This window comes from Mycobacterium sp. PS03-16 (assembly GCF_004570325.1).
GTDB lineage: Bacteria > Actinomycetota > Actinomycetes > Mycobacteriales > Mycobacteriaceae > Mycobacterium.
In genome coordinates this window covers 26059-44598 of the sequence record NZ_SPQO01000003.1, presented here as the reverse complement: position 1 = coordinate 44598, position 18540 = coordinate 26059, and the positions used below count along the sequence as shown (strand labels likewise).

General features: G+C 71.5%; 23 protein-coding genes, 1 tRNA gene and 1 other RNA gene. 12 read left to right on the top strand and 13 right to left on the bottom strand.

What is annotated here, in order from left to right; translation table 11 throughout:
• The first annotated feature begins 97 nt into the window (after nt 1–97).
• Nucleotides 98–1576 (top strand): CYTH and CHAD domain-containing protein, encoded by a 1479-nt coding sequence (locus E4P42_RS03330; protein WP_135123425.1) that lies wholly within the window; start codon nt 98–100, stop codon nt 1574–1576.
• 4 nt (nt 1577–1580) lie between these two features.
• Here E4P42_RS03330 and rnpB read toward each other — a convergent pair.
• Nucleotides 1581–1970, bottom strand: an RNA gene (gene rnpB / locus E4P42_RS03325) — RNase P RNA component class A.
• Nucleotides 1971–2029: 59 nt separating this feature from the next.
• Between rnpB and E4P42_RS03320 the strand changes: the two genes are divergently transcribed.
• Nucleotides 2030–2485 carry a helix-turn-helix domain-containing protein gene (locus E4P42_RS03320; RefSeq protein ID WP_135122999.1) on the top strand — a complete coding sequence of 152 codons (456 nt, stop codon included), beginning with the start codon at nt 2030–2032 and terminating at the stop codon, nt 2483–2485.
• Nucleotides 2486–2495: 10 nt separating this feature from the next.
• Nucleotides 2496–2924, top strand: a complete 429-nt coding sequence (locus tag E4P42_RS03315) for a VOC family protein (RefSeq protein ID WP_135122997.1) — start codon at nt 2496–2498, stop codon at nt 2922–2924.
• Here the strand turns inward: E4P42_RS03315 and E4P42_RS03310 are convergent.
• Entirely contained in the window at nt 2921–4213 is a 1293-nt protein-coding gene (locus E4P42_RS03310) for an HNH endonuclease (protein WP_135122995.1), read from the bottom strand. The genes E4P42_RS03315 and E4P42_RS03310 overlap by 4 nt on opposite strands.
• A gap of 87 nt (nt 4214–4300) precedes the next feature.
• Between E4P42_RS03310 and E4P42_RS03305 the strand changes: the two genes are divergently transcribed.
• From E4P42_RS03305 to E4P42_RS03295, 3 genes are read left to right on the top strand one after another with little or no spacing between them, the layout of a single operon-like run.
• A complete protein-coding gene (locus E4P42_RS03305) occupies nt 4301–4867 on the top strand; it encodes a dihydrofolate reductase family protein (protein WP_135122993.1) in 567 nt (188 codons plus the stop codon).
• Nucleotides 4867–5511, top strand: coding sequence for a dihydrofolate reductase family protein (locus E4P42_RS03300; protein ID WP_135122991.1), 645 nt, complete (start codon nt 4867–4869; stop codon nt 5509–5511). Before E4P42_RS03305 ends, E4P42_RS03300 begins: the two co-directional genes overlap by 1 nt.
• 43 nt (nt 5512–5554) lie before the next feature.
• Nucleotides 5555–6238, top strand: coding sequence for a 2OG-Fe(II) oxygenase (locus tag E4P42_RS03295; RefSeq protein WP_135122989.1), 684 nt, complete (start codon nt 5555–5557; stop codon nt 6236–6238).
• 11 nt (nt 6239–6249) lie between these two features.
• Here E4P42_RS03295 and E4P42_RS03290 read toward each other — a convergent pair whose 3' ends face one another.
• On the bottom strand, nt 6250–6876 hold the full coding sequence (locus tag E4P42_RS03290) for a bifunctional 2-polyprenyl-6-hydroxyphenol methylase/3-demethylubiquinol 3-O-methyltransferase UbiG (protein WP_135122987.1): 627 nt from the start codon (nt 6874–6876) through the stop codon (nt 6250–6252).
• Nucleotides 6869–7813: an NAD(P)/FAD-dependent oxidoreductase gene (locus E4P42_RS03285; RefSeq protein ID WP_135122985.1), complete on the bottom strand. Its 945-nt coding sequence runs from the start codon at nt 7811–7813 to the stop codon at nt 6869–6871. Before E4P42_RS03285 ends, E4P42_RS03290 begins: the two co-directional genes overlap by 8 nt.
• 46 nt (nt 7814–7859) lie before the next feature.
• Here E4P42_RS03285 and E4P42_RS03280 point away from each other — a divergent pair, with 46 nt between their 5' ends.
• Nucleotides 7860–8441: a helix-turn-helix domain-containing protein gene (locus tag E4P42_RS03280; RefSeq protein WP_135122983.1), complete on the top strand. Its 582-nt coding sequence runs from the start codon at nt 7860–7862 to the stop codon at nt 8439–8441.
• Here the strand turns inward: E4P42_RS03280 and E4P42_RS03275 are convergent, their stop codons facing one another.
• Genes E4P42_RS03275 through cobC form a run of 4 tightly spaced genes read right to left on the bottom strand, consistent with a single transcriptional unit; the run spans nt 8442 to nt 12433 of the window.
• The gene (locus E4P42_RS03275; protein ID WP_135122981.1) at nt 8442–9551 is read right to left on the bottom strand and encodes a bifunctional RNase H/acid phosphatase; all 1110 of its coding nucleotides are present in this window, start codon (nt 9549–9551) and stop codon (nt 8442–8444) included.
• A complete protein-coding gene (locus E4P42_RS03270; RefSeq protein ID WP_135122979.1) occupies nt 9548–10285 on the bottom strand; it encodes a zinc ribbon domain-containing protein in 738 nt (245 codons plus the stop codon). Before E4P42_RS03270 ends, E4P42_RS03275 begins: the two co-directional genes overlap by 4 nt.
• Entirely contained in the window at nt 10275–11414 is a 1140-nt protein-coding gene (locus E4P42_RS03265; protein ID WP_135122976.1) for a Nif3-like dinuclear metal center hexameric protein, read from the bottom strand. Before E4P42_RS03265 ends, E4P42_RS03270 begins: the two co-directional genes overlap by 11 nt.
• The gene (cobC, locus tag E4P42_RS03260; RefSeq protein ID WP_135122974.1) at nt 11411–12433 is read right to left on the bottom strand and encodes an Rv2231c family pyridoxal phosphate-dependent protein CobC; all 1023 of its coding nucleotides are present in this window, start codon (nt 12431–12433) and stop codon (nt 11411–11413) included. The genes E4P42_RS03265 and cobC overlap by 4 nt, the downstream gene beginning before the upstream one ends.
• An 82-nt stretch (nt 12434–12515) precedes the next feature.
• Between cobC and E4P42_RS03255 the strand changes: the two genes are divergently transcribed.
• From E4P42_RS03255 to thiD, 5 genes are read left to right on the top strand one after another with little or no spacing between them, the layout of a single operon-like run.
• On the top strand, nt 12516–13193 hold the full coding sequence (locus E4P42_RS03255; protein ID WP_135122972.1) for an HAD-IA family hydrolase: 678 nt from the start codon (nt 12516–12518) through the stop codon (nt 13191–13193).
• Nucleotides 13186–13692 carry a low molecular weight protein-tyrosine-phosphatase gene (locus tag E4P42_RS03250; protein WP_256371142.1) on the top strand — a complete coding sequence of 169 codons (507 nt, stop codon included), beginning with the start codon at nt 13186–13188 and terminating at the stop codon, nt 13690–13692. Before E4P42_RS03255 ends, E4P42_RS03250 begins: the two co-directional genes overlap by 8 nt.
• The gene (locus E4P42_RS03245; protein WP_135122968.1) at nt 13692–14510 is read left to right on the top strand and encodes an SURF1 family protein; all 819 of its coding nucleotides are present in this window, start codon (nt 13692–13694) and stop codon (nt 14508–14510) included. The genes E4P42_RS03250 and E4P42_RS03245 overlap by 1 nt, the downstream gene beginning before the upstream one ends.
• 43 nt (nt 14511–14553) lie before the next feature.
• Nucleotides 14554–14949 carry a VOC family protein gene (locus tag E4P42_RS03240; RefSeq protein WP_135122966.1) on the top strand — a complete coding sequence of 132 codons (396 nt, stop codon included), beginning with the start codon at nt 14554–14556 and terminating at the stop codon, nt 14947–14949.
• A 23-nt stretch (nt 14950–14972) separates the two neighbouring features.
• Complete coding sequence (thiD, locus tag E4P42_RS03235; protein ID WP_135122964.1) at nt 14973–15818, top strand: bifunctional hydroxymethylpyrimidine kinase/phosphomethylpyrimidine kinase; 846 nt, start codon at nt 14973–14975, stop codon at nt 15816–15818.
• Nucleotides 15819–15835: 17 nt separating this feature from the next.
• Here thiD and E4P42_RS03230 read toward each other — a convergent pair whose 3' ends face one another.
• The 5 genes from E4P42_RS03230 to E4P42_RS03210 all read right to left on the bottom strand — a co-directional run bounded on the left by E4P42_RS03230 (nt 15836) and on the right by E4P42_RS03210 (nt 18412).
• Entirely contained in the window at nt 15836–16687 is an 852-nt protein-coding gene (locus E4P42_RS03230) for an LLM class flavin-dependent oxidoreductase (protein ID WP_135123423.1), read from the bottom strand.
• 118 nt (nt 16688–16805) lie between these two features.
• Nucleotides 16806–16877, bottom strand: a tRNA-Val gene (locus E4P42_RS03225).
• A 45-nt stretch (nt 16878–16922) separates the two neighbouring features.
• Nucleotides 16923–17387 carry a peroxiredoxin gene (locus E4P42_RS03220; protein ID WP_135122962.1) on the bottom strand — a complete coding sequence of 155 codons (465 nt, stop codon included), beginning with the start codon at nt 17385–17387 and terminating at the stop codon, nt 16923–16925.
• Between the two features lie 2 nt (nt 17388–17389).
• On the bottom strand, nt 17390–17818 hold the full coding sequence (locus E4P42_RS03215; protein ID WP_135122960.1) for a DUF3052 domain-containing protein: 429 nt from the start codon (nt 17816–17818) through the stop codon (nt 17390–17392).
• Between the two features lie 93 nt (nt 17819–17911).
• A complete protein-coding gene (locus E4P42_RS03210; protein WP_135123421.1) occupies nt 17912–18412 on the bottom strand; it encodes a hypothetical protein in 501 nt (166 codons plus the stop codon).
• Nucleotides 18413–18540 lie beyond the last annotated feature (128 nt).

The following is an 18540-nucleotide window of genomic DNA, read 5'->3' as shown; positions in this document are numbered from 1 at the left end:
CGGGAACTGTAGCGATGCGCCGCCGCGGGGCGTTCACCTTCGTATGGCACCCTGAGGCCCCCGGTTAACAGCACGTGGACGACAAGTGAAGGACGAGATGGCCAGCAAGAAGCCGAAGACCGCGCGGTACACCGAAGTGGAGCGCAAGTTCGAGGTGGTCGGCTCGACGGTGTCACCGTCGTTCGACGGCTTGTCCGCGGTGGCCCGGGTGGACCGGCTGCCCGTACAGCAACTCGACGCGGTGTACTTCGACACGCCGGGACGCGATCTCGCCGCCCACCGGATCACGCTGCGGCGGCGCACCGGCGGCACCGACGCCGGCTGGCATCTCAAACTGCCCGCCGGGCCGGCCGCCCGCACCGAGGTGCGTGCACCGCTCGAGGGTGAGGACGTCCCCGAGGATCTGCGCGACATCGTGCTGGCGATCGTGCGCGATCGGACGCTGGCGCCGGTCGCCCGGATCAGCACCACCCGCACGGTCGACATGCTGTACGGCCCGGAGGGGCAGCCGGTGGCGGAGTTCTGCGACGACCAGGTGACCGCGTCGGCGGTGGGCGGTGACGAACAACAGTGGCGCGAGTGGGAACTCGAGCTGACCGAGCACGCGACCGACGGCGCCGCGCTGCTCGACCGGTTGTCGAACCGGCTGATCGACGCCGGGGCCGGCCCGGCCGGGCACGGGTCGAAGCTGGCCAGGGTCCTCGACACGGGCGGCGACGACACCGAGGCGGCCACCACCTCGGATCCGCTGCACCGCGCGGTCGCCGAACAGGTCGACCAGTTGCTGGTGTGGGACCGCGCCGTGCGCGCCGACGTGTGGGACTCCGTGCATCAGATGCGGGTGACCACACGCAAGATCCGCAGCCTGCTGCAGTCGGCGGAGGGCGCCTTCGGCATCTCCGACGACGCCTGGGTGCTCGACGAACTGCGTCAGCTCGCCGCGGTGCTCGGCGTGGCCCGCGACGCCGAGGTGCTCGCCGAGCGCTACGAGAAGTCGCTCGACGCCTTGGCGCCGGAACTGGTGCGCGGCCCGGTGCGCGAGCGGCTGGTCAAGGGGGCGCAGCGGCGCTACGCCTCCGGACTGCGCCGGTCGCTGATCGCGATGCGCTCGCAGCGGTACTTCCGGCTGCTCGACGCGCTCGACGGCCTGGTGTCGACCGAGCCGGCCGCGCCCGCGGACGGGGCCGAGCCGGCACAGCTGAGCATTGCGGGCGCCTACAAGAAGATCCGCAAACAGGCCAAGCGGGCGGCCGAGGCCGCCGAACACGACCACGACGAGGCCCTGCACAAGATCCGCAAGGGCGCCAAACGGCTGCGCTACACCGCGGCGGCGACCGGTGCCGGCACGGTGTCGGAAAAGGCCAAGGTCATCCAGACGCTGCTGGGCGACCACCAGGACAGCGTCGTCAGCCGCGCCCACCTGGCCGAGCAGGCCACCGCGGCGCACGCCGCCGGCGAGGACACCTTCACCTACGGGCTGCTCTACCGGATCGAGGACGAGGTGGCGCGGGCCGCCGAGGAGCAGATCGACGACGCGCTGCGCGCCCTTGACAAGGCGGTGCGCAAGGCGACCTGATGGGCGGACGAGCTGGCCTGTAAGCCGGATTCTGTTCCGCGTCGCCATTGCTGGCGGCGCGGCGGCGACCATCCATCTGGACACTCCGTTGCCGGGTGCCTCGAGCGGCCTACCCGCAGGCTCGGGCGAGCAGCCCTCGGACGCCTGCGCGACCGCACCAGGTGCGGTCCACTTGGCCTTGCTTCGGGTGGGGTTTGCCGAGCCACCCCGGTCACCCGGGGTGCTGGTGCGCTCTTACCGCACCGTTTCACCCTTACCACCGTCGCCGGTGGCGGTCTGTTTTCTGTGGCACTGTCCCGCGAGTCACCTCGGATTGCCGTTAGCAATCACCCTGCTCTGTGAAGTCCGGACTTTCCTCGAACCGTTTCCGGTCCGCGGCCGCCCGGCCAACTCGTCCGCGTCACACAAGGTAGCGCTTCCCGCACCGGTTGCGCGACCGTCATACTCACAGGCATGGCCCAGGTGCCGCCGGCCCGCTATCTGCAGCGCGCCCGCGACCTCGTCGACGCCCGTTACGCCGAGGCGCTGACCGTCGACGACCTCGCCCGGGCGGCCGGGTTGTCGCGGTCGCACTTCAGCCGGGCGTTCACCCGGGCCTTCGGTGAATCGCCGCGCGAGTACCTGCAGACGCGGCGCCTGGAGCGGGCGGCGGCGCTGCTGCGCTACACCGACCGTTCGGTGGCCGACATCTGCGCGATGGTCGGCCTGCAGAGCGTCGGCTCGTTCACCACCAGCTTCGCCCGGGTCTACGGGCTGCCGCCGGCCGCCTACCGCGCCAGCCTGCCGCCCGCCGCGGTGTACGCGCGGATCCCGGGGTGCGTGCTCAAACGCGACACCCGTCCCCCGTCGGACAGCCGCGTCCCCAAGACAGCACGCCGGGAGAAGACGGGCGGGCACGGCCGGTCGTAGCGTCGTGGACATGAGAATCGCCAGTGTTCACCTGTGGGTTCACGATCAGCAGACCGCCCTGGACTTCTGGACTCAGAAAGTGGGAATGGAAGTGCGCCAAGATGTCTCGATGCCCGACGTCAACGGGATCTTCCGCTGGCTGACGGTCGGGCCGCCGGGACAGGACGACGTGTCGATCGTCCTGATGGCGGTGCCGGGCGCCCCCGTCATGGACGACGCCACCCGACGCGAGGTGCTCGACCTCACCGCGAAGGGTTTCGCCGGGACGGTCTTCCTCACCACCGACGACTGCCAACGCTCGTACGAGGAGCTGTCGGCGCGCGGGGTGGAGTTCACCGAGGCGCCCCACCAGATGCCGTACGGCATCGACTCCGGCTTCCGTGACCCGTCCGGCAACAGCGTGCGCCTCACGCAGCTCGCCGAGCAGCCCGTCGGTTAGGCTGCTCGGCAACCGAACCCGTCGGCGTCCACGGGAATGTGCGCGTGGATTTCGACCACCGTGATCGGGCGGGTGCCGGGCAGCGGCGTCGCGGTGGACCGGTACTGCGCACCGGTGGGCGTGACGAAATCGGCGACGTGCCCAGCGGCGGTGTCCCCCGCGGTGACCTGCCAGCCGGCCGCTTCCTTGGCGTAGTTGCAGCGCTCGCACGTACCGCACCCGTTGGCGGCGCTGGTCGGGCCGTCGCGCCGGCTGGGATGGGCGTGGTCGGTGTGCCGGACCGGCGCGTCGCAGTAGGGCGTGCGGCAGGTCTGGTCGCGCGTGGCAATGAAAGAGGCCAGCCCCTTGGGGAACCGGCGCGACCGCGACTCCATCGCGACGAGTGCGCCGGACCCCGGCCTGCGGTAGAGCCGGCGCAGTGTCGCGCGCGTGCGGGCGTCGGTGGCGGCGGCGGCGACCATCTGCCGGGCGATGGCCGCCGGCACGGGGCCGTAGCCGGTCAGATCGGCGGGCGCGTCATCGGCCGCGAACGCGGTCCGGTCGGTCATCACGAGGTTGACCGCGACCGGCACCGGCACGTCGGCGGGCCGGCCGGTGACCCGCTCGACGAGCGTGTCGGCCATGACCTGGTTGCGGGACCGGCCGTCGAAGGTGGTGTCGGCGGCGCGCTTGAGCGCCGCATACACCGCGACGCCTTGCGCGACCGGGAGTAGCGCGGTCACGTAGGTCATGGTGTCGGGTGCCGGACGGATGGTCACCGTCCGGTCGGTGACGGCGCGGGCCGCACGGTCGACGACTGCGCGCGGGTCGAGCCGGTAGGCGATCGCCTTGGCTGCGGCGCTGATGCGCTTGTCGCCCATGCCGGCCAGCCCCCGGGGATCGCGGCACAACTCGGCGTCCAGGGTGCGGCGGTCGTCGACGCTCAGGCACGCCGACTCGCGCACGATCAGCGTGGCCCGCCACTCGGACAGCTGCCCGCTCTCCAGCGCGGCCATGGTGTGCGGCATCTCGAACACCAGAGCCTTGGCGAAGCCGAGGTGGCGCCCGCCCCGGTTGGGTGACTCCGCACGCGCCAGCGCCACCTCTGAGGCCAGCCCACGGCCCCGCTTGGCCGCCGGTACCCCGGCCGCCGCCTCATCCGCGCGGCGGATCGTGTCGAGCCACGCCGCCGCCCGCGCCTGCCCGGCAGCGGCGGCCGCCTTGACCCGCTCGAGCTCGGCGATCCGCGCGACCAGCGCCGCTTCCCCGGCACGCGGGTCGACCTCGGTCAACGCGGTCAAATCGAACATGTGTTCGACAGTACCACACTCCACGGACTCTGCCACCTCCCGTGTGGTGCCGCGATGAGTTCTACGCGCCGGTGCAGTCTGATGTGCATGGGCAGACTCATCTATGGCTTCAACGTGTCGGTGGACGGGTACATCGCGGACGCGCAGGGCAACATCGACTGGAGCGATCCGAGCGACGAATTGCACCGGTACTGGAACGACTTCGAGCGGGACACCGCCCTGTCGATCTACGGCCGGCGGCTCTACGACCTGATGTCCGCGTACTGGCCGACCGCCGACCAGGCCCCGGACGCCACCCCGACGATCGTCGACTTCGCCCACATCTGGCGTGACATGCCCAAGGTCGTCTTCTCGCGCACCTTGGACTCCGTCGACTGGAACTCCCGTCTGGAACGCGGCAACCCTGTCGAGGTGGTGAGGAAGCTGAAAGCCGAAACCGACGGCCAGCTGGAGGTGGCCGGTGCGACGCTGGCCGCACCGATCGTGCAGGCCGGGCTGGTGGATGAGTACCGGATCGTGATCGCGCCCACCGCCGTGGGCGGCGGCGTCCCGTTCTTCCCGACCCTGCCGTCGTGGATCTCGCTGCGGCTGCTGGAGAACCGCACCTTCCCGGGCGGCACGGTCCTGCTGCGCTACGAGGCGGAACGCGACTGATGGCACAGCTGCTCAAGGTTCAGAACTTCGCCGTCTCGCAGGACGGATTCGGCGCCGGGGAGAATCAAAGCCTTGACCGCCCCTTCGGGCATGCCGACCCCCAGCAGATGTTCGCCTGGGCCGGTGCCACCGCGAGCTGGCCGAATCGCACGGACCCCGGCGGCAGCCGCGGCCTCGACGACTACCTCACCCGGGACTTCTCCCACAACATCGGTGCCGAGATCATGGGCGCCCACAAATTCAGCCCCCACCGGGGGCCGTGGCGCGACCTCGACTGGCAGGGCTGGTGGGGCGACGAACCCCCCTTCCACACCCCGGTGTTCGTCATGACGCACCACCTACGGCCGTCGTTCACCCTGTCCGACACCACGTTCCACTTCGTCGACGACGAACCGGCCGCGGTGCTGGCGCAGGCCCGCGAGGCCGCGCGAGGTAAGGACGTCCGGCTCGGCGGCGGAGCCACCATCATCCGGTCGTTCCTCGCCGCCGATCTCGTCGACACCCTGCACGTCGCGGTGTGCGACGTGCGGCTCGGATCCGGGGTGCGGCTGTGGGAGTCCCCCGAGGAACTCGATGACCGGTTCCACCACGACGTCGTGCCCAGCCCGAGCGGCGTGACACATCACCTGTTCTGGCGGCGCTGATCCGGCGATCTCACGTTCCCGGCCGTGGCAGCGTCTACCGGGTATGACCGACTGGGCCGCGATCGCGGACGAACTCGACGAGGTCGGCGGGGCACTGCTGCCGCGGCTGCTGACCGCCCGGCAGTGCGCGGGGTTGCGCGAGCTCTATCCCGACGACGCACGGTTCCGCGCCACCATCGACATGGCCCGCTACCGCTTCGGGTCGGGCGAGTACCGGTACCTCGCGCGGCCCTACCCCGACGCCGTCGAGGATCTCCAGCAGCAGCTGTACCCGCACCTGCTGCCCATCGCCCGCGACTGGGCCGAGCGGCTCGGCCGGCCCGCGCCCTGGCCCGAGACGCTCGACGAGTGGCGGGCGATGTGCCACGCCGCCGGTCAGACCCGCTCGACGGCCATCCTGCTGCGGTACGGCGCAGGCGACTGGAACGCCCTGCACCGCGACCTGTACGGCGAGCTGGTCTTCCCGCTGCAGGTGGTGATCAACCTCAGCGATCCGGGCCGCGACCACACCGGTGGCGAGTTCCTGCTTGTCGAACAGCGTCCGCGGGCCCAGTCGCGCGGCACCGCGGTGTCGCTGCCGCAGGGCCACGGTTTCGTGTTCACCACCCGCGACCGCCCGGTCCGCTCGGCGCGCGGCTGGTCGGCCGCACCGGTCCGCCACGGCGTGTCCCGGCTGCGGTCCGGGCAGCGGTTCACGCTGGGGCTGGTCTTCCACGACGCAGCTTGAGCACCGGCCCCCTAGTCGGCCGGCCGCCGCCGCAGCACCATGACGTTGTCGAGCAGCGTGCCGGTCTGACCGTCCGGACCGGTCGCCGTGCGTCCCACCGATTCGGCCCGCTGCGTGAGCCACTGCGCCGGATCGGGATCGAGGGCCGCCAGCACCTCCTGCACCGACGGGAAGACGTGGAGGTGACCGTTTTTCGGCGCCCACGGCGGCGCCCCGCCGTGGTCGACGATCACCAGCAGGCCGTCCGGGGCGATGACGTCGGAGGCCCGGCGCAGCACCCCGGTGCGATCCATGTCCACCGGCGAGTGGAAGAACTGCGCGGACACCAGATCGAACGGGCCGGCCGGGAAATCGACGTCCAGATCGTGGCGCTGGAAGTCGATGCGATCGGCCACCCCCGCCGCGCGGGCGTCCTCGGCCGCCCGCTGCAGTGCGGTCGCCGAGATGTCCACGGCCACCACTTCCCAACCGTGTCCGGCCAGCCAGATGGCGTCGCCGCCCTCACCGCAGCCGAGATCGAGCGCGCGGCCCGGTCGCAGCGGCCCGGCGATCTCGGCCAGTCGCGCGTTGACCCGCCCGCTCCACACCCGGTCTCTGGCGCCGTAGTGCTGCTCCCAGAAGTCCACCGCCTCAGACATGGACCTCCTCCTTCCACGGCGGGACCGGCAGTCCGTGGTCCTCGCCGAGCAGCGTCTGCACCGCGGACGCGCCGGCCTTCGACCCGGCCGCGATCGCGGCGGCCACCTGCGGCATCTGTACCGTCACGTCACCGGCCGCCAGCACCCCGCGCACCGAGGTGCGGCCGAAGTCGTCGACCCACACCGCCTCGCCCGACATCGGGTTGGCCTGATCGAAGCGCACGCCCAGCCGCTGCGCCAACGGCGAACGCTGCGCCATCGCCGGGGCGGCCATCAGTCCGCGCCGCGGCAGCGCGGAGCCGTCGGAGAACTCGACGACCACTGCGCCGTCGTCCCCACGGACCCGGGCCACGGGTCGCTCGTCGATGCGAATGCCCGCCGCCGTCAACAGATCTCGACCTTCGGCCAGATCGTCGTTTCCGTCGGTCAGCACCACGATGTCGTCGGTCCATCCGCGCAGCATCAGCCCGGCGTGCACCGCACGGGCGCCCGCCAGCACGGCCAGCGGCGCGTCGCGCATCTCCCAGCCGTGGCAGAACGGGCAGTGGAACACCGATGAGCCCCACAGTTCGGCCAGGCCCGGCACCTGCGGCAGCCGGTAGTCCATGCCGGTGGCCAGCAGGATCAACCGCGTCATCTCGGTGCTGCCGTCGGCCAGCCCCACCGTGCACAGGTCCCCGCGCCGTGCGTCGACGACGGCGCCGGAGCGCACCTGCACGTGCGGGAACTCCGCCAGCTCGCGGCGTCCCAGCGCGTACAGATCGGCGGGCGGGCGGCCGTTGTGCCCCAGCAGTCCACCGATCCCGTGCGCCACCGCGTTACTCGGCGCACCGGCGTCCACGACCAGCGTGCGCCGTCGCGCCCGGCCCAGCACCAGCGCGGCACTCAGGCCGGCGGCGCCCCCGCCGACCACCACGCAATCCCATACGTTGTCCATGCCTCGAGGTTGCCGCGGCAGGCACGAGATGCCAAGCTGGGTTGCCATGCAGGCAAATGAGACATCCGAGGACGGCGTCGATCAGCGGGTCCGCAAGCGGCTGCGCGAGCTACGCAAACAACGTGGAATGACCCTCGAGGAGGTGGCGGGCCGGTCGGCCATCGACGTGTCGACGCTGAGCCGGCTGGAATCCGGGAAACGGCGGCTGGCCCTGGACCACCTGCCCCGGCTGGCCACCGCACTGTCGGTCACCACGGACGATCTGCTGCGCACGCCGGAGGCGGAGGACCCGCGGGTGCGCAGCAGCTCCCAGACCCGCCACGGTGTGACGTACTGGCCGCTGACCCGGCACACCTCGGCCAGTGGGCTGCACGCATGGAAGATCCGGGTCAGTGCGCGCCGGCGCAAACCTCCCGAGGAGCTACCGGTGCACGAGGGCCAGGACTGGATGTACGTGCTGTCGGGTCAACTGCGGCTCATGCTCGGCGACCGCGACTTCATCGTGGGACCCGGTGAGGCCGTGGAGTTCTCGACGTGGACGCCGCACTGGTTCGGGGCGGTCGACGGTCCCGTCGAGGCCATCGTGATCTTCGGGCCGCACGGCGAACGCCTGCACCTGCACGCCTGATCACAGGTAGGCGGTCTGGTTGACCAACCGCACCGACGATCCGCCGTCGGGGTAGAACTCGGCGATGCTGAGCGAGGCGAGATCCAGGTGCAGGCGGTAGAGGATGCCCTCACCGGCGTCGAGCGCCATGCGCAGCATCGTCTTGATCGGCGTCACGTGCGAGACCACCAGCACCGTCGCCGCACCGTGTTCGGCGATGATCCGGTTGCGCGCCCGCCGGACGCGGTGGGCCACCACGTCGAAGCTCTCCCCGCCCGGCGGCTCGACGCTGGTGTCGCGCAGCCACCGGCCGTGCAGATCCGGATCCTGTTCGGAGGCTTCGCTGAACGTCAGCCCCTCCCACGCGCCGAAGTCGGTCTCGATGAGGTCGTCGTCCACCGTCACGTCGAGCCCCAGCGCCTTCGCCGCAGCCGCCGCCGTGTCATGCGCCCGCTGCAGCGGCGAGCTGATGACGGCGTCTATCCCGCCGCGCTCGGCCAGGTACGCCGCGGCGGCGTCGGCCTGCCTGCGACCCAGCTCGGTCAGCGCCGGGTTGCCCCGTCCCGAATAGCGCCGCTGCACCGACAGTTCGGTCTGGCCGTGGCGCAGCAGCAGCAGCCGGGTCGGCGCCCCGCGCGCACCGGTCCACCCGGGCGGCGATGAGGGCGTGGTGGTCGACCCTTGCCGCTGCGGGTCGGGATCCGTTACCCGTGCGGGGGTCTCGACGCCGGCCGCGGCGTCCATGGCCTCGTTGGCCAGCCGGTCGGCGTGCGCGTTGCGGGCCCGCGGAATCCACGAGTAGGTCACCCGGTCGAACCGGCCGGCCAGGTCCTGCGCCTGCTGGTACAGCGGGGCCAGGTCGGGGTGTTTGACCCGCCACCGGCCCGACATCTGCTCGACGACCAGCTTGCTGTCCATCGACACGGCCACCTCGGTGGCGCCCACCCTCGCCGCCTCCTCGAGCCCGGCGATCAGGCCGCGGTATTCGGCGACGTTGTTGGTGGCCCGCCCGATCGCCTGCTTGGCCTCCGCCAGCAGCGATTCCCGGTCCGACGACCACACCACCGCGCCGTAGCCGGCGGGCCCGGGATTGCCGCGGGATCCGCCGTCGGCTTCGACGACGACCTTCACCGGGTCAGTCCCGCCACCCGGATCAGGATCGCGCCGCACTCCGGGCAGCGCAGCACCTCGTCGTCGGCGGCGGCCGAGATCCGCGCCAGCTCACCACGATCGATCTCCAGCCGGCAGGCACCGCACCGGCGCCCCTGCAGCTGCCCGGCCCCTGGACCGCCGCGGGCGCGCTGACGCTCGTAGAGCGTGACCAGCTCGGGGGGCAGCGAGGCCACCAGTTCCGCACGGCGGGCGGCGCTCTCCTCGCGAGAGCGGTCGAGTTCGGCGACCGCGTCGGTCATCGTCTGCTGCGCGGCCGTCAACTGCGCCTGCAGTTCGTCGATGCGGCCCAGCGCTTCGTCGCGCTGACCCTGCAGCTCCTCGCGACGTTCCATCACCGCCAGCAGCTGGTCCTCCAGGTCGGCCTGGCGGCGCTGCAGCGTCTCCAGTTCGTGCTGCAGTTCGGCGATCTGCTTGGCCGCCACCGTACCGCCGTCGATCAGCGCGCGGTCGCGGTCCTCGCGCTGGCGGACGCCGTCGATCTCGGATTCGAGTTTGGTGATCTGCGCGTCGAGGTCCTCGACCGCGAGCCCCACGACCGCCAGCCGGTCGTTCGCCGCGCCGTGCTCGGCGCGCAGCCGGTCGAACTCCTGCTGTTCGGGCATGTTCTTGACCCGGTGGTCGACGCGCGCCAGCCCGGCGTCCACCTCGGCCAGCTTCAGCAGCGAACCTTGCTGCCAGACATCAGCTTTCATGGTCTCCCCTCTCGTCGGCGAGGTTCCAGGGATCGGTGCGCCGCGCACAGACCGTCACGGGTAACGCATCGCCGAAGTGTGTCCGCAGCAGGGCGGCGGCCTGTTCGCACCACGGGAACTCGCTGGCCCAGTGCGCCACATCGACCAGCGCGACCGGCGACGCCCGCAGGTGCTCGTCGGCGGGATGGTGCCGCAGGTCGGCGGTGACATAGGCCTGCACCCCGGCGCGCGCCACGGTGCCCAGCAGCGAGTCTCCCGCTCCCCCGCACACGGCGACCCGCGACACCATGGCCGCCGGATCACCCGCGGCGCGCACCCCCCAGGTCGTCGCCGGCAGCGCGGAGTTGACGCGGGCGATGAACGCGGACAACGGTTCCGGTGCGGGCAGCGACCCGATCCGACCGATCCCGACATCGCCCGGGATGGGCGCGATGCTGAAGATGTCGAACGCCGGCTCCTCGTACGGGTGGGCGGTGCGCACGGCCGTCAGGATGTCGCGGCGCAGCCGCGCAGGCGCGATGATCTCCACGCGGTCCTCGGCCACCCGTTCGACCGAACCGACGCTGCCGATCGCCGGCGAGGCGCCCTCGTGCGGCAGGAACTGCCCGGTGCCCGCCACACTCCAGCTGCAGTGCGAATAGTCGCCGATGTGCCCACCGCCGGCGGCGAACACCGCCTCACGCAGCGCGTCGGCGTCCCCGCTGGGCACGTAGACCACCCACTTGTCCAGGTCATCATCGGTCGACACCGGGGACAGCACCTGCTCGACCCGCAGCCCGAGCGCGTCGGCCAGTGCGTCGGACACCCCCGGCGCCGCCGAGTCGGCGTTGGTGTGCGCGGTGAACAGGGCTCGGCCGCCGCGGATCAGCGAATGCACCAGTGCACCCTTCGGGGTGCTGGCCGCCACGGTGTCGACCCCGCGCAGCAGCAGCGGGTGGTGGGCCAGCAGCAGGCCCCGTTCGGGCACCTCGGCGACGACGTCGGCGGTCGCGTCGACGGCGACGGTGACCGACTCGACGGGTTCGTCGGGGTCACCGCACACCAGGCCGACCGAATCCCAGTTCTCGGCCAGAGCCGGCGGGTAGGCGTCGTCGAGCACGTCGATCACCTCGGACAGCCGCACACTCATCGCAGCGCCTCCGTCAGCGCGTCGACCAGCACCGGCCACTCCGCACGCACCGCCGCCCGCAGGTAGGAACCGTCCAGACCGACGAACGTGTCACAGCGCCGCACCGCGATCCCGCTCTCCGCCAGACGCTTTCGCACCAGCTCCGCATCGGGCACCGAGAACAGCACGAACGGCGCGGCGCCCGGAACACAGTCCAGTCCGAGCCCGGTCAGGCCGGCCACCATGTCGGCGCGCACACCCGCCAGCCGCCGCGCGCCCGCCTCGGCCTCGGCCACCGCCGCCGGCGCACTGCACGCCGCCAGCGCCTCCAACTGCAGGGTGCCCAGCGGCCAGTGCGCGCGGCCGGCGGTCAGCCGCCGCAGCACCTCCGGCGCGCCGAGCGCGTAACCGACCCGCAGCCCGGCCAGCGCCCACGTCTTGGTGAGGCTGCGCAGCACCAGCACGTCCGGCAGCGCTTCGCCCGCCAGCGACGCCGGCTCCCCCGCGACCGCGTCGGCGAACGCCTCGTCGACCACGAGCGTGCGGCCCGGCCGGCGCAGCGCCAGCAGGTCCTCGCGGGCGTGCAGCACCGCGGTCGGATTGGTGGGGTTGCCGACCACCACCAGGTCGGCCTCGTCGGGCACCGCGGCCCCGGCCAACCCGAACGGCGCGTCGAGCACCACATGGGTCACCGGCACGTCCGCGGCGGCGAACACCGCATCGGGCTCGGTGAACGACGGCGCGATCAGCGCGACGCGGCGCGGCCGCAGCGCAGGCAGCAGCGCAAAACCCTCGGCCCCGCCGGCCAGCAGCGCCACCTCGTCCTCGCGGCGACCGTGCCGGCCCGCGACGGCACGCACCGCGGCCTGTTCGTCGGTGCGCGACGGATAGTGGCCGAGGTCGGCCAACCGCCCCGACAGCCGCTCGATCAACCACGGCGGCGGGGTGGCCGCGCGCACGTTGACGGCGAAGTCGAGCATGCCGGGCAGCGCGGCCTGATCGCCGTGGTAGCGGGCAGCCTGCGGCGCGGAACGTGACACAGCACGACAGTAGTGCGCGGCGCGGCACGGTCGGCGAAACGACCCCGCGAACGCCGCGCGCAGGGTCGGGGACAATGGAGCCGTGACCGACACGCTGGACCGTTCGACCCTGACCCGCCCGCAGCTCGTGCTGTTCGACCTCGACGGCACGCTGACCGATTCGGCGCAGGGCATCGTCGCGAGCTTCCGGCACGCGCTCGGGGAGGTCGGCGTCCCTGTCCCCGACGGCGACCTGGCCAGCCGCATCGTCGGTCCGCCGATGCACCACACCCTGCGTTCGCTGGGCCTCGGCGAGCGCGCCGACGCCGCGATCGCCGCCTACCGCGCCGACTACACCACCCGCGGATGGTCGATGAACCGCACGTTCGACGGCATCCCGGCGCTGCTGGCCGATCTGCAGGCGGCCGGGGTGCGGCTGGCGGTCGCCACGTCCAAGGCCGAGCCGACGGCGCAGCGCATCCTGGCGCACTTCGGGCTCGACGGCTACTTCGAGGTGATCGCCGGCGCCAGCGTCGACGGCGTGCGCGCGACCAAGGCCGACGTCGTCGCCTACGCGCTCGAGCGGCTGCGGCCGCTGCCCGATCGCGTGGTGATGGTCGGTGACCGGTGGCACGACGTCGAGGGCGCCGCCGAGCACGGTATCGACACGGTGGTCGTCGGCTGGGGATATGGCCGCGCCGACTTCACCGAGCCGACGCCGGTGGCGGCGCTGGCGCACGTGGAGACGGTGGCCGACCTGCGCGAGGTGCTCGGTGTCTGACTCGACGGATCCGCGGCTGCACGTGACGTTCGTCTGTTCGGGCAACATCTGCCGCTCGCCGATGGCGGAGAAGATGTTCGCCCACCAGATCGCCGAGCGCGGACTGACCGGCGCGGTGCGGGTGAGCAGCGCCGGCACCGGCGGATGGCACGCCGGGGACCCGGCCGATCCGCGGGCGGTGCACGTCCTGCGCGCCCACGGCTACCCCAGCATCCATCGCGCCGCCGCCGTCGACGACGGGCATCTCACGGCCGACCTGGTGGTGGCGCTGGGCCGCAACCACGTCCGGATGCTGACCGATCTCGGGGTGCCGCCGGAGCGGCTGCGGATGCTGCGGTCGTTCGACCCGCGCTCGGGTGCGCACGCCCTCGACGTCGAGGACCCCTACTACGGCACCCAGGACGACTTCGAGGACGTCTTCACCGTCATCGAGGCGGCGCTGCCAGGCCTGCACGCCTGGGTCGACGACCAGCTCGCGGCACGGGGACTGGCGAGCTGATGCGGCGCTGGGCCTTCCTGCTGCGGCCGGCCTGGCTGGCGCTGTTCGTCGTCGTCCTCGCCTTCGCCTATCTGTGCTTCACCGTGCTGGCGCCGTGGCAGCTCGGCAAGAACACCACGACCTCCCGGGAGAACGCCCAGATCTCCCGGTCCCTGACCGCCGCGCCCGTGCCGGTCACCTCCGTTCTGCCGCAACAGGATTCGGTCGCCCCCGATGAGCAGTGGCAGCGGGTCACCGCGACCGGGAGGTACCTGCCCGACGCCCAGGTGCTGGCCCGGCTTCGGGTGATCGACGGTGACCCGGCATACGAGGTGCTGGTCCCGTTCGCGGTCGACGGCGGCCCCACGGTGCTGGTCAACCGCGGCTATGTCACCCCCGAACGCGGATCGGAGGTGCCCCCGATCGCCGCGGCGCCGACGCAGACCGTGACGATCACCGCGCGCCTGCGCGACGCCGAGCCGGTGCCGCCCGGTAAGCAGCCGTTCCGCGAGGCCGGTCACCAGCAGGTGTACGCGATCAATCCCGGGCAGATCTCCCAGCTCACCGGCGTGCCGCTGACCGGGTCGTACCTGCAGCTGGTCGAGGACCAGCCGGGCGGGCTGGGCGTGATCTCGCTGCCCCATCTCGACGCCGGCCCGTTCCTGTCCTACGGCATCCAGTGGATCGCGTTCGGGATCATCGCCCCGATCGGGCTCGGCTACTTCATCTACGCCGAGGTGCGCCAGCGCCGACGCGACAAGGCCGCCGCCGATGCGCAGGCGCAGGCGCCGCAGACCCCGCAGGACAAACTGGCCGATCGCTACGGCCGCCGGCGCTGAAGTGCTCTACTGAGGGGAGTCCCAGCCCCCGACGGAGGTCCTCATGGCCATCAACGGACTCAATCACGTAGCCGTCACCGTGCGCGACCTCGACGTCAGCGGACCCTGGTACCGCGCGCTGTTCGAGACCGAACCGGTCCTCGACGAACACACCGACGCAGGTTTCCACCATCTGGTGTGGGCGTTCGGGGACGGCACCCTGTTCGGGATCCACCAGCACGACCGGCCCGCCTCAGACGGTGAGTTCACGGAGTTCCAGCCCGGACTCGACCATGTCAGCTTCGGCTGCGCCGACCGCGCCGAGCTGCAGACGTGGGCGCGTCGGCTCGACGAGTTGGGTATCACGCACGGCGGTGTGGTCGACGCGCCGTACGGGTCGGGGTTGAGCTTCCGCGACCCCGACGGGGTTGCACTGGAGTTCTTCGCCCCGCCGGGATGAGGGCACTTGACACAATCGAGCTCATGGCCGACGCTCACGACCTTCCCCTGACCGCACCGGGCCAGACCCCGCGCCGCGTCATGACCATCGCCGGATCAGACTCCGGCGGCAGCGCCGGCCTGCAGGCCGACATGCGCGCCTTCGCGATGTTGGGCGTCCATGGGACCGCGGCACTGACCGCCGTCACGGTCCAGAACTCGCTGGGCGTCCGGGGTTTCCACGAAGTTCCGGTCGACGTCGTGGCGGGGCAGATCAGCGCGGTGGTCTCCGACATCGGCGTCGACGCGGCCAAGACCGGCATGCTCGCGTCCGGGGAGATCATCAGAACCGTCGTGAAGACCTGGAGGTCCGAGGGACTCGACGGTGTCGTCCCGCTGGTGGTCGATCCGGTGTGTGCGTCACATGTCGGCGAGCCACTTCTTCACCCCAGTGCGCTCGACACCATGCGCGACGACCTGATTCCGATGGCTTCGCTGGTGACACCGAACCTCGACGAGGTGCGGCTCCTCGTCGGCATCGATGTGGTCGACGGCGACAGTCAACTCGACGCGGCCCGGGCCCTGCACGCGCTGGGGCCGCGCTGGGTTCTCGTGAAGGGCGGCCATCTGCGCACCTCGCAGACCAGCTCCGATCTGCTTTTCGACGGCTCCGATGTGCATACGTTCACCGCGGAACGGGTGGACACCCGCCACGATCACGGCGCCGGCGACACGCTTGCCGCGGCGATCACCGCCGCGCTGGCGCACGGGTACGCGGTTCCCGACGCGGTCCGTTTCGCCAAGCTCTGGGTCACCGAGTGCATCCGCGCGGCATATCCACTGGGCCGGGGCCACGGCCCGGTCAACGGCATGGCGAGGTTGTCGCGCTGAACTCAGCCTTCTTCGGGCTACCGGACCAGGGGCGCCACCTGCTCGCCGAGAAACCGGACGAAGTCCTCGACGCGGGCGTCCAGCGGTGGTTGCAGAACCACGGTGTCGGTACCGGCGTCGACCCATCTGCGCACCGAGGTGGCGATGTCCGCGGCCCCACCGCTGGCGTGGACATCCGTGGCGGGGTCGAGGTTCCAGCGCTCGAGCTCGCGGTTGATCTGATGTGCAGCGCCGTCGCCCTCGGCGCAGAGCACGTAGGTCACGATCGAGTGCCGCCGGTGGGCAGCGATGTGAGTGATCGCATCGCGTACCTGATCCGGTGTCGTGCCCTGGGTCAGAATCGTGCCATCGGACAACTCGCCGCTCAGCGCCAACGTCTTGGGGCCGACGGCGGCGGTGAGGAGTTCGACTGAGCCTGCCGGCGGCCAGTCGAGGGTGACGTCTTCCAGACTGACGTACCTGCCGTGGAAGGTGACCGTTTCACCGCGCAGCAGGGCGGTCAGGCAGGCGACGTACTCACGCAGGAGCGTCATCGGCGAGCGCACCTTGGCGCCCACCTGCTCCATCCAGTTCTGCACACCGTGACCGACACCGGTGCGCACACGGCCCGGAAACGCTCTGTGTAAGGTCGCGAGCTCCATCGCAGTCAGCGCGACATTGCGCAACGGCGCCGGAAGTACGCCGACTCCCACAGTCAGCCGCTCACTGTTCGCCAGCGCGATCGCGGCCGCGGAGACGCCGCCGGCAAGGAAGCAGTCCTCCCACAGCCACAGTTCGTCGAGGCCCGCGGCGTCGGCGGCGCGCGCGGTGGCGGCGATCCGTTCAGGCGCGAATTGCGGCAGGTACACGCATCCGAGGCGTACAGGCATGGTGCTCACGGGTCCATCCGGTCAGTGTCGGGGTGTGGAAAGGCCTGCCTGACAACGCAAACTCCACCGGGGGTCGCCGCGACTCGCGTCGCCGGCCCCTGCGCTGCAGATCCGTGAGTGGGCGTGGACGGTATCGAACCGCCGACCGCTGGTGTGTAAAACCAGAGCTCTACCACTGAGCTACACGCCCCCGCGGGGGCAGGCTACCCGGCGACGACGGGCAGCGGAAATCGCCTCAGGCCGCGGACAGGGCGGCCAGGGCGTCGCGCCACACCGCCTGATCGCGCGGCTCGCCCGGCTGCTTCATCTCGGCGAACCGGATGACGCCCGCCCGGTCGATGACGAACGTGCCGCGGTTGGGGAAGCCGGCGTCGGCGTTGAACACCCCGTAGGCCTGCGCGACGGCGCCGTGCGGCCAGAAGTCCGACAGCAGCGGGAACGTGAACCCGCTCTGGGTGGCCCAGACCTTGTGGGTGGGCGGCGGGCCGACCGAGACGGCCAGCGTCGCGGTGTCGTCGTTGACGTAGCGCGGCAGGTGGTCGCGGATCTCGTCGAGCTCGCCCTGACAGATGCCGGTGAAGGCCAACGGATAGAACACCAGCACCACGTTCTTCGCCCCACGGAAGGCGCTGAGCGTGACGGTCCGGCCGTTCTGGTCCTTGAGGGTGAAGTCCGGTGCCTGGGTCCCGGGCTCGAGCACCGCTACGACCTTCTCCCCGCCGCCTTCGACTTCGGCTGCACCAGCCGGCTGGCGATCCAGTCGCCCAGGTTGGCCGACGACGTCTGCATCAGCCCCGCCGTGGGCGCCGATTCGGCGACCTCGGCCGGCTGGACGTGGCCGGGCTTCCCGGTCTTGGGGGTCACCACCCAGATCACGCCGTCCTCGGCGAGAGGGGTGATGGCGTCCATCAGCCGGTCGACCAGGTCGCCGTCGTCGTCGCGCCACCACAGCAGCACCACATCGACCACCTCGTCGGCGTCCTCGTCGAGCAGCTCACTGCCGCACGCGTCCTCGATGTCGGCGCGGATGTCGTCGTCGACGTCCTCGTCCCAACCCAGCTCCTGCACGATCTGATCGTTTTCGATGCCCAGTCGTTGGGCGTACTTCGGGGCGTCCGCCGCCGCCACCACCGTCGGTCCTCCTTCTGCCTGCCCTGCTGCCGGTACTCGAAGCCCTATCGTCGCACGCGGCCTCCGGACACGGGTGCCCGCTGCCGCGGTTCGTCAATATGACGCGTCACACAGGTTCAACGCCACCTCTCTGGACCTGTTGAGGTTCTCCACCGTGGCGTTGAACTCGTCGGGCCCGGCGTCGCGCGCGATCGCGCCCGCGACGTCGCGCGCCGCACCCGCCCAGGCGCCCAGCGCGTCGCGCAGTTCCGGCGACAGCACATCGCTGATCCCGCTGCTGACCAGGTCGGCGCTGATGTTGAGCGCATCGATCGCCGGACCGGCCCGGCCCGCCACATCCGGCGCCTCCTCGTTGAAGGCGTCGACGTAGGCGTTGACGGCGTTGATCGCGTCGACGCTGGAGCTGCTGAGGTCCTCACACGAGGTGTGGATCGCGGCCGTGGTCAGCGACTGCTGGCGCTCCGATTCGCGTGCGCTGGACTGGGCGATCGACTCCTGGACCGACGACGACACCGACGCCCGGTACCGGGGCGCCTCCGCGCTGTCCACCCGGGCGGTGCCCTGCGTCACCGAGGTGCAGCCGACGATCACCATGGCGCCGACGGCGAGGTAGCCGAGCACCAGCGCGACCCCCCGCAGCCGCCGCACACCGATCAGCACGGTCTGCAGACGTTACCGGTATCCACCCCGCCTCGCGGGTTCATTGCGGCCACCGGCGCGTG